Annotated in this window: 10 protein-coding genes; 8 read left to right on the top strand and 2 right to left on the bottom strand. The window is 66.0% G+C overall.

The window, feature by feature from the left end:
• The 3 genes from EN742_RS13060 to EN742_RS13050 form a co-directional block, all read left to right on the top strand.
• On the top strand, positions 1-783 hold a 783-nt coding region (locus EN742_RS13060; RefSeq protein ID WP_128332889.1), incomplete at its 5' end, for an EamA family transporter.
• On the top strand, positions 776-979 hold the full coding sequence (locus EN742_RS13055; RefSeq protein WP_127407798.1) for a hypothetical protein: 204 nt from the start codon (positions 776-778) through the stop codon (positions 977-979). The genes EN742_RS13060 and EN742_RS13055, both read left to right, overlap by 8 nt.
• A gap of 168 nt (positions 980-1,147) precedes the next feature.
• Positions 1,148-1,594 (top strand): MucR family transcriptional regulator, encoded by a 447-nt coding sequence (locus EN742_RS13050; RefSeq protein WP_126055582.1) that lies wholly within the window; start codon positions 1,148-1,150, stop codon positions 1,592-1,594.
• 122 nt (positions 1,595-1,716) lie between these two features.
• Here the strand turns inward: EN742_RS13050 and EN742_RS38065 are convergent, their stop codons facing one another.
• Positions 1,717-1,854 carry a hypothetical protein gene (locus tag EN742_RS38065; protein ID WP_189347935.1) on the bottom strand — a complete coding sequence of 46 codons (138 nt, stop codon included), beginning with the start codon at positions 1,852-1,854 and terminating at the stop codon, positions 1,717-1,719.
• Positions 1,855-1,990: 136 nt separating this feature from the next.
• Here EN742_RS38065 and EN742_RS13045 point away from each other — a divergent pair, with 136 nt between their 5' ends.
• Positions 1,991-3,868, top strand: coding sequence for an ABC-F family ATP-binding cassette domain-containing protein (locus EN742_RS13045; protein ID WP_128332888.1), 1,878 nt, complete (start codon positions 1,991-1,993; stop codon positions 3,866-3,868).
• Positions 3,869-3,888: 20 nt separating this feature from the next.
• Here EN742_RS13045 and EN742_RS13040 read toward each other — a convergent pair whose 3' ends face one another.
• The gene (locus tag EN742_RS13040) at positions 3,889-5,610 is read right to left on the bottom strand and encodes a BTAD domain-containing putative transcriptional regulator (RefSeq protein ID WP_127421821.1); all 1,722 of its coding nucleotides are present in this window, start codon (positions 5,608-5,610) and stop codon (positions 3,889-3,891) included.
• Positions 5,611-5,759: 149 nt separating this feature from the next.
• Here EN742_RS13040 and EN742_RS13035 point away from each other — a divergent pair, with 149 nt between their 5' ends.
• From EN742_RS13035 to EN742_RS13020, 4 genes are all read left to right on the top strand, one after another.
• A complete protein-coding gene (locus EN742_RS13035; RefSeq protein WP_126055579.1) occupies positions 5,760-6,422 on the top strand; it encodes a peroxiredoxin in 663 nt (220 codons plus the stop codon).
• A gap of 84 nt (positions 6,423-6,506) precedes the next feature.
• Positions 6,507-6,935, top strand: coding sequence for a hypothetical protein (locus tag EN742_RS13030; protein WP_126055578.1), 429 nt, complete (start codon positions 6,507-6,509; stop codon positions 6,933-6,935).
• A gap of 49 nt (positions 6,936-6,984) precedes the next feature.
• Entirely contained in the window at positions 6,985-8,127 is a 1,143-nt protein-coding gene (locus tag EN742_RS13025) for an FAD/NAD(P)-binding oxidoreductase (protein ID WP_126055577.1), read from the top strand.
• A gap of 211 nt (positions 8,128-8,338) precedes the next feature.
• A partial coding sequence (locus EN742_RS13020) for a molybdopterin-dependent oxidoreductase (protein ID WP_128332887.1) occupies positions 8,339-9,778 on the top strand: 1,440 nt, incomplete at its 3' end.

Genomic DNA, 9,778 nt, shown 5'->3' with positions numbered 1-9,778 from the left:
GAGGGGTGTTGGCCGGATCGCCGTCGTTGCCAAGCTGGAACACCCCTCATCCGTCGCCTTCGGCGACACCTTCTCCCACAAGGGGAGAAGGGGGAGACAACCAACCTCGCCGCCTTTGCCGTCGGCTTTATCGGCCTCGTCGGCACCATGGTCCTGCAATACATCGCCTTTGCCGCGATGTCGGTGATCGAGGCCAACCTCGTCGCCTATACCTGGCCGCTGATGGTGGCGGCCGCTATCATCGTGCTGGACAGCCCGCGCCGCCCCGTGTTGCTCGGCATCACCGCCGCGCTCGGCTTTCTCGGCGTGGCGCTGGTCATCTCGGGCGGGCGCGAGCAATCATGGTTCCAGGGCAATCCCGCCGGCTATCTCGCAGCCTTCGGCTCGGCGCTGTGCATGGCCTTCTATTCGATCGCCGTCGGCCGCCTGGCCACGCCGCCGGACCGGTTCCTGCTGCCGTCCGCGCTTGCCGGCGTGGCCCTGACCTTCGCCTGGTGCCTGCGCGACGGCGTCGCCTGGCCGGTTGGGGTCTATGTCGTTGCCGGGCTCTATCTCGGTGCCGGCCCGATGGGGCTCGGCTATTATTTCTGGTCGCGGGCGCTGAAGCTCGACCGAGGCGGCAAGGTTGCGGTTGCCGCCTATCTCACGCCGATCGCCTCGACGTTGCTTTTGGCGCTTTCGGGCGAGACGCTGACGACGACGGCCGTTGCCGGGGCCGTCCTCGTCATTGGCAGTTGCATTGCGGTGGGCATCGAAGGTCCGGAGGCCGGGAACAATGCTTGACGAGGACGAACGCCGCGCCAGACAGGAAGCGCATTGGCTGGTAAAGGAATTCGGCGCCGAGGCGCCGCTTTACGCCGCGATGAAGGCGGAAAAGGCTATTGAGCAGAAAGATTTCGGTCGTTGTGCCCGTTGGAAGCGTATTCTCGAAATTTTGGCCGATCCCGACCCGTCCAAGTCTGTCGTCTCGAAGTATTAGATTTTCTAAATTGCGCGAATCCCGAGGCCATGAAAATATCAGCTCGTATTGAGTCTGCAGGGTTTATTGAATCTTGTCGATCCGTTGGGGAGCACGGTCAAAATCGATACATCATCAAAAGTCTACAACTATAGCTGGTGACCTGATCGCCGGCAGAGGGAAAAAAAATTGCACAATATCGATGACAAGACCGCAATTGAACTGACCGCCGACATTGTTTCGGCCTATGTCGGCAACAATCCGCTTCCGGCCTCCGGACTGCCGGATCTGATCGCCAGCGTCAGCGCCTCGGTGCGCAAGCTGAGCGCCGTTGCCGCCGCCAAGGAAGCGCCGGTGCTCAATCCTGCCGTCAATCCAAAACGCTCGGTGTTTCCGGACCATATCGTTTGCCTGGAGGACGGCAAGAAGTTCAAGTCGCTGAAGCGGCATCTCGCCACCGACCACGGCCTGACGCCGGACGAGTATCGCGCCAAATGGGGCCTTGCGCCCGACTACCCGATGGTGGCGCCCAGCTATTCGGCGACCCGCTCGGCGCTGGCCAAATCTTCCGGCCTTGGCCGCAAGCCGGCCGCGGCTCAGCCGACCAAGGTGGCGAAGCGCAAGCCCAAGGCCTGATTTTCCGGATCGAAGATAAGGCTCCCCGACGCAGCGACGCCGTGTGACCATCTGGTTGCACGGCGCGTTGCGGCGGTGCGTTGACGTTCAGGTTTGCGTCGAACACTGCTTCGGCGCCGCGCTCACTGTCCCGCCAGTTGTGCCGCCTCCAGCGATGCCGCGCCGTCGCCACTACCGTCGAACAGCACGACCTGCGTCGCCAGCGCGGCTGTCGTGGCGACCTGGAAGAAGATGAAGGCGAGGGCGACGTAGCGGATCACCGGCCTCAAACGCCTCGCGACGCATCTGGTTCCCCCCGGCCGCGCTTTTTGCAATCAGGCCGCCCGCGGCCGCTGGCGAAGCCTCGTCCAGGCGTGGCACTTGCGAAGCGCCGGCCAGCCGTGCAAAAGCGCGGCCATGCTTATCATCAACGATCTCTCGCTGCGCATGGCGGGGCGCCTGCTTCTCGATCATGCCTCGCTGACCTTGCCGGCCGGCACCAAGGCGGGTCTTGTTGGCCGCAACGGCACCGGCAAGACCACCTTATTCAAGGCGATCACCGGCGACTTCCCGTCCGAGACCGGCTCGATCAGCCTGCCGAAGAACACCCGCATCGGCCAGGTGGCGCAGGAGGCGCCGGGCACCGAGGAGCCGCTGATCGACATCGTGCTCAAGGCCGATGCCGAACGCCAGGCACTGCTCGAAGAGGAAAAGACGGCCACCGATCCGCACCGCATCGCCGAGGTCCACACGCGGCTGGCCGACATCGACGCGCATTCGGCCGAGTCCCGCGCGGCCACCATCCTCGCCGGCCTCGGCTTCGACGACGCCGCGCAGAAGCGTCCGGCATCGTCCTTCTCCGGCGGCTGGCGCATGCGCGTCGCGCTGGCGGCCGTGCTCTTCTCCGAGCCCGACCTTCTGCTCCTCGACGAGCCGACCAACTATCTCGACCTCGAAGGCACGCTGTGGCTGGAGAACTACGTCTCCAAATATCCGCACACCGTGCTTTTGATCTCGCACGACCGCGACCTGCTCAACCGCGCCGTCAACTCGATCGTCCATCTCGACCAGAAGAAGCTGACCTTCTGGCGCGGCGGCTACGACCAGTTCGAGCGCCAGCTCACCGAGCAGCGCGAACTGCAGGAGAAGAGCCGCGTCAAGCAGGAAGCGGCGCGCAAGCACATGGAGTCCTTCGTTGAGCGTTTTCGCGCCAAGGCCTCCAAGGCGAGGCAGGCGCAGTCGCGCCTGAAGGCGCTGGAGAAGATGAAGCCGATCGCGGCCATCGTGAACGACACGGTACGGCCGTTTTCCTTCCCCGAGCCGGTGAAGACGGTGGCCTCGCCGATCGTTGCGCTCAACGGCGTCAATGTCGGCTACACCGAGGGCGCGCCGATCCTGAAGAAGATGACGCTGCGCATCGATGCCGACGACCGCATCGCGCTGCTCGGCGCCAACGGCAACGGCAAGTCGACCTTCGCCAAGATGCTCGCCGGTCGGCTCAAGGCCGAGACCGGCACCATGACCGTGGCGCCGGGCCTGAAAGTGGCGATCTTCGCCCAGCACCAGCTCGACGATCTGCGCCCCGAGGAAAACGCCTATGAGCATGTGCGCCGGCTGATGCCCGAGGCGCCGGAATCGAAGGTGCGCGCCCGCGTCGCCCAGTTCGGCCTCACGACCGAGAAGATGAACACGGCGGCCAAGGATCTTTCCGGCGGCGAGAAGGCTCGGCTACTGATGGGCCTGTCGGCCTTCGACGGGCCGAACCTGTTCATCCTCGACGAGCCGACCAACCATCTCGACATCGACAGCCGTGAATCGCTGATCCATGCACTGAACGATTTCCCCGGCGCGGTGATCCTGATCTCGCACGACCGCCATCTGCTGGAGGCCACCGCAGATCGGCTGTGGCTGGTCAAGGACGGCGCGGTCAACCCCTATGATGGCGATCTTGAGGACTACAAGACGCTGGTCACCGGCGTTTCCTCCAACCGCCGCGAACAGAAGGAAGCAGACAAGGCCTCCAAGGCCGACCGCCGCCGCGAAGCAGCCCAGCGCCGCGCCGCGCTCGAACCGCTGGCGAAAGAAATCCGCGCCACCGAGGCGCTGATGGACCGCATCCGCAAGCGCATCGACCTGATCGAGGACGAACTCGCCAATCCCGCGATCTACGAGAAGGATCCCTCGACCGCGACGCGGCTGGCCAAGGAGCGCTCGCAACTCGCCGCCACGCTCGCCACCAACGAGGACAAATGGCTGACGATGTCGGCCGAATATGAGGAAGGCATCGCGGAGTAGGGGAGAAGGCGAGGCGCCTTCTACCCGGCCAACCTCACCTCGACCGCTTGCGCCCGCGCCAGGCATCGCTCCCGGTCGCGCGGGCGGCCTAGCTCGGCGTAGCGCGCGGCCGCTTCGCGCAGCAGTGCCGATGCCTGGTCGCTTTCGCCCCGCGCCTGGCGATGCACGCCGCGCGCTTCCCAGACGGCGGCGACCCACGGTCCGCCCTGCCACATGCCGGCCAGCCGCTCGGCCTCGTCGATCCGCCGGCCCGCCTGGTCGAGTTCGCCGGCCTCGGCCAGAGCGATCGAGGACGCGACGCGGAAACCCATCGAGCAGGGCTGGCAGGTGCATTTTTCGGCGAGCCGGCGATCGCCTTGCCGGATCGCCTCCATCGCCTGCGATTGCGTCGCCGCCGCCTCGACCGCCAGCGCCTGGAAGCGGATCAGCAGATGCGGGGCGAGCCATGTCGATTCGGCAAGGCGCAAGCCCTTCTGCAGGAGCCGGCCGGCGCGCCATTTCTGGCCGCGCGCCATCGCGATTTCGCCGAGTCGATGCAGCGCCAGCGCCTCGCCGAAAGGGGCGCGCGCTGCAGCGCTGAGCTGGGCTGCGCTGGTCAACAGCTCCTCGGCTGCCCTGAGCCGCCCCGAGAACAGCTCCGCCTCGCCGAGGATCAGCGAGGCAAGCACGCGGCCGGGAACCGATCCGGCGGCCTCGGCGATGCCCAAAAGCTCGCGCGCCGCCTTTGCCATGTGTTCATGGCCGCCGGCCCGGTAGAGGCAGAATTCCGCCAGGCACAGATGGCCGTCGAAGACATTGGAGGCAACACTTGGCGCGCCGCGAACCCAGTCGACGAATTCGGACTGGAAAAGCTCCTGCCATTGGCCTTGCATGTGCGCCGCGAGCCCGATCAGCGCGCTGGCCTCGCCGACCTCGCGCCCGAGTGCGGCCGCGATCGCCAGCGTACGGGCTTCCGTGCCCTTTCGCCCGGCATCGCCGAAGTCGCCGCTGTTGAGCTGGATGATGCCCCAGGCCAAAAGCCCGCGCACCCGCTCGGCGATCCCGGTCGGCTGCGCATCGCCGAGCGCCAGCGCCTTCTCGTAGATGGCGACCGTCGCCGCTTGCGGGCCGACGCCGAGATCGACGCGCAGGCTTTCGCGCAGCCGCTCGAATTGCCTGACGACCTCGCCGCGATTGCCGACATCGAGCGCCGCCTGCATCAGCGCCCGCGCGGCACGCTCGTCGGCGGGGTCGACCGCCAGCAACCGCTCCCATAGGCCGGCCACTTCCAGCAGGCGCACATGGAGCTCGCGCAGACGCTGGCGCGGCTCTTCCGCCCATTCCGCGTAGCGGTCCTCCGGCAGCAGGTCGCCGCCGTAGCGCTGGGCCGCCCGCTCCGAGGCGACTTTATCGCCCGCCTGCAGCGCTGCCGTCGCCTCGACCTCGAACAGCGCGGCATCGATGGCGATCTCGGCGTCCGGCGCCAGCGCCACGATCTCGCCGTCGAGCGCTATGATCTCATGCGCGCCGAGCGCGCGCCTGGTGAAATGCACGGCCTTGCGCAGGTTGGCGGCCGCCGCCTCCGGCTCGAGGTCAGGCCACAGCGCGTCCATCACCTGCTCGCGGTGCAGCCGCTGGCGCCGGGCGAGCGCCAGCAATTTGACCAGCGTCACGCTGCTGGTGCGCCGCCATGCGGCCGCGGAAGCCGCGCGTCCATCGACGGACACGCGGAACTGGCCAAGCAAATCCACCTCTACACGCATTTCAGCTCCCCAGATGCCCCGGGCAACCATAGTCCTGGATCGATGCCGATTGAAAGAGCCGGCACACGCAAAGCGCATTCGGGGAACGGTGGAGGAACGCCGGTCGGTCAGTATCGCCGCGTCAACCTATTCATACAGGAGAACTCACCATGTCCATCCGCATCAACGACACCGCCCCGGACTTCGAAGCCGAGACGACGCAAGGCCATATCAGCTTCCATTCATGGCTCGGCGAGTCCTGGGGCGTCCTCTTCTCTCATCCCAAGGATTTCACGCCGATCTGCACCACCGAGCTCGGCTACATGGCCAAGCTCAAGCCTGAATTCGACAAGCGCAACGTCAAGATCATCGGGCTCAGCGTCGACCCCGTCGACCGGCACCAGAGCTGGGCCATGGACATCGAGGAGACGCAAGGCCATGCGCCGAACTACCCGATGATCGGCGACCCGACGCTTGCGATCTCCAAGCTCTACGACATGCTGCCGGCCACCGTCGGCGACACGGCGGAAGGCCGCACGGCGGCCGACAACCAGACGGTGCGCAACGTCTACGTCATCGGGCCGGACAAGAAGGTCAAGCTGCTGATCTCCTATCCGATGACCACCGGCCGCAACTTCGACGAGATCCTGCGCGTCATCGACTCCCTGCAGCTAACCGCGAAGCACCGGGTCGCGACGCCGGTCAACTGGCGCCAGGGCGAGGACGTCGTCATCGCCGGCTCCGTGTCGAACGACGAAGCGGCCAAGATCTACCCGAACGGTTGGAAGGCGCCGAAGCCCTACATCCGCATCGTCCCGCAGCCGCACGCCTGAGCCGCGGCCGCGTGGGCCGCGGCCGGGGAGCGGCGAGACGCTTCCCGGTCGCGCGCCCTGGCACAATCGCAGGAGCAGACCGCCATGACCGTGCATTACGTCAAGCCCGCCATCGCCGTCTTCGACGCCACGCCGGAGCGGCTGTTCGAATATATGAGCGCCGGCAACCACCGGCATCTGGCCTTCAAGAGCCACCGGCTCGCGGGCGTGGCCGGCAGCATCGTCACGCTCGACGCCGAGGTCTATAATCCCGACGGAAGCACCTTCGCCATGCAGGTCCAGCATAGGCTCGATCCGCCGCGCGGCATCGAGACCAGGCTGACCGGCGGCGCCTTCGACGGCGCGCGGTTCACCCACAGCTACACGCCGATGGGCGGCAGGACGAAGGTGGATCTGGAGGGCGACTTCCCGGCGCTGCCCGGCATGAGCGATGCCGACACGCTGACAATGATCGACGGCTTTTTCAGCGTGATCTTCGCCGAGGACGCCGCCACCCTCAGGCACGGGTCATAGGGACCTTGGGTACGACGCGCGTCATTCCAAGCAAATATGAGAGGATAACATGAACACTTCCAGCAAGCCGCGCGTCCTCGTCCTTGGGGCGGGTTTTGGCGGCCTCGAACTTACCAGCCTGCTTTCCGAGACCTTCGGCGACGGCATCGACGTCACCTTGATCGACAAGAGCGACGCCTTCGTCTTCGGCTTTTCCAAGCTCGACGTGATGTTCGGCCACAGGACCGCGGACGCCGTGCGCCTGCCTTATTCCAACTATGCGAAGCCGGGGGTGCACCTGCTCAGGCAGACGGTCACCGCGATCGACCCGGAGCGGCGGCGCGTCACCACCGATGGCGGCGTCCACGAGGCCGATTTCCTCGTCGTGGCGCTCGGCGCCGACTACGATTTCGACGCCACGCCGGGGCTCGCCGACACCAACGAATTCTACACCGTCGCGGGCGCGGAGCGGCTGCGCGACGTTCTGCCCACCTTCACCAAGGGGAGGGCGCTGGTCGGGGTTTGCGGCGCGCCCTACAAATGCCCGCCGGCGCCCAGCGAATGCGCGCTCATGCTGCACGACTACTTGGTCAAGCGCGGCGTGCGCGAAGCCTGCGAGATCAACTTCGTGCTGCCGCTGCCGAGCCCGGTGCCGCCGTCGCCGGAAACCTCGCGCGCCCTGGTCGCCGCCTTCGTCGAGCGAAACATCGGCTTCATTCCGGGCCGCCGCGTCGCGTCGATCGACAATGCGCGGAAGGTCGCAATCCTCGACGACGGCGTGGAGATGCAATTCGACCTGTTCCTCGGCGTGCCCAGGCACCGCGTGCCCGACGTGGTGATAGCCAGCGGCATGGCAGAGAATGGCTGGATCACGGTCAATCCGAGGACCCTGGAGACGAACTATGCCGGCGTCTATGCCGTGGGCGACGGCGCCAACACCGGCACGCCGAAGGCCGGCGTGTTCGCGGAGGGTGCGGCGCGTGCCGTCGCCAGCGACCTGATCGTCAAGCTCACCAACAGCGGCACGGCGAAACAGTATGACGGCTTCGGCACCTGCTACATCGAATTCGGCGGCGGCCGCATCGGCAAGGTCGAGGTCGATTTCTTCTCCGGCCCGAAGCCGACCGGCACCTACCACGAAGCCTCGCTCGCGCTGCGCGCCGACAAGGAGCATTTCGGCTCCAGCCGCCGCGCGCGCTGGTTCGGCATGTGAGGGGGCGTCGCGCCAATCCCCGAGGTTGGCGATTGGCGAAACCGGCAGCGACAGCCAATCTCCCCCACAAGTGGGGAGATTGGCTGTTTCAACGCCGCGCAAAAAGACCTACTGCCGCAACCCCACAGCGCAGCACATCTTGGCAGAACAGTGCCAACTCGCGCCCAAACTGGACCTACACGCCGCGCCTGAATCCCGCTAGACAACCCCCATGAACCAGCACGCCAAGCTGCGATTCGGCCATTCGGCCTGTCCGCACGACTGCCCGTCCACCTGCGCGCTCGAAGTCGAGCTGCTCGACGAAAACCGCATTGGCCGCGTCCATGGCGCCAAGGCCAACAGCTACACGGCTGGCGTCGTCTGCGCCAAGGTCGCCCGCTATGCCGACCGCGTTCATCATCCCGACCGCCTGCTGAAGCCGCTGATCAGGGCGCGCGCCAAGGGCGAGGGCGCCTGGAAGGAATCCAGCTGGGACGCGGCGCTCGACCTCGTCGCCGAGAAGTTCATCAAGGCCGAGGAGACATACGGCTCGGAGACGGTCTGGCCCTATTACTATGCCGGCACGATGGGTCTGGTGCAGCGCGACGGCATCCACCGGCTGCGCCACGCGAAAAAGTACTCCGGCTTCTTCGGCTCGATCTGCACCAATCTCGCCTGGACCGGATGGATGGCGGGGGCGGGCGCGCTGCGCGGTCCCGACCCGCGCGAGATGGCGAAGTCGGATTGCGTGGTGATCTGGGGCACCAACGCCGTGGTCACCCAGGTCAACGTCATGACCCACGCGATCAAGGCACGCAAGGCACGCGGCGCCAAGATCGTCGTCATCGACGTCTATGAGAATGCCACAACGAAACAGGCCGACATGGGCCTGGTGCTGAGGCCCGGCACCGATGGCGCGTTGGCCTGCGCGGTCATGCATGTGCTGTTCCGCGACGGTTTTGCCGACCGCGCCTATCTCGAGAAATACACTGACGATCCGCGCGGGCTGGAAGAGCATTTGCGGACAAAAACGCCGGAATGGGCGGCCGCGATCACCGGGCTCGATGTCGCCGAGATCGAAACCTTCGCGCATCTCGTCGGCACGACGAAGAAGACCTATTTCCGCCTCGGCTACGGTTTCTCGCGCCAGCGCAACGGCTCGGTCAACATGCACGCTGCGGCCTCGATCGCCGCCGTCACCGGCGCCTGGCAATATGAGGGCGGCGGCGCCTTCCACTCCAATTCGGGCATCTTCAAGCTGAACCAGGACGTGCTCGAAGGTACAGCGATGCGCGATCCCAACATCCGTCATCTCGATCACTCGCGCATCGGCCCCGTGCTGACCGGGGCGAGCGACGCGCTCTATGGCGGACCGCCGGTGACGGCGCTGCTCATCCAGAACACCAATCCGGTCAATGTCGCGCCCGAGCAGCGGCTGGTGAAGCAGGGTTTTCTGCGCGACGACCTGTTCACCTGCGTGCACGAACAGTTCATGACCGACACGGCCAGGCTCGCCGATGTCGTGCTACCGGCGACGATGTTTTTGGAGCATGACGACATCTACAAGGGCGGCGGCAACCAGCACATCACGCTGGGACCAAAACTGATCGATCCGCCCGAGGGGCCGCGCACCAACCATTTCGTCATCGAGGAGCTGGCAAAACGGCTCGGC

Origin of the sequence: Mesorhizobium sp. M4A.F.Ca.ET.020.02.1.1, assembly GCF_004022645.1 — a bacterium.
Taxonomy (GTDB): Bacteria; Pseudomonadota; Alphaproteobacteria; order Rhizobiales; family Rhizobiaceae; genus Mesorhizobium.
Note: the sequence above shows the minus strand (reverse complement) of the source record. Positions and strands in the feature narration are given on the sequence as shown.

Coding starts and splice junctions, on each gene's coding strand:
- EN742_RS13055 (WP_127407798.1), top strand. CDS start 776: ATGCTTGACGAGGACGAACGCCGCGCCAGACAGGAAGCGCATTGGCTG.
- EN742_RS13045 (WP_128332888.1), top strand. CDS start 1,991: ATGCTTATCATCAACGATCTCTCGCTGCGCATGGCGGGGCGCCTGCTT.
- EN742_RS13040 (WP_127421821.1), bottom strand. CDS start 5,610: ATGCGTGTAGAGGTGGATTTGCTTGGCCAGTTCCGCGTGTCCGTCGAT.
- EN742_RS13035 (WP_126055579.1), top strand. CDS start 5,760: ATGTCCATCCGCATCAACGACACCGCCCCGGACTTCGAAGCCGAGACG.
- EN742_RS13030 (WP_126055578.1), top strand. CDS start 6,507: ATGACCGTGCATTACGTCAAGCCCGCCATCGCCGTCTTCGACGCCACG.
- EN742_RS13025 (WP_126055577.1), top strand. CDS start 6,985: ATGAACACTTCCAGCAAGCCGCGCGTCCTCGTCCTTGGGGCGGGTTTT.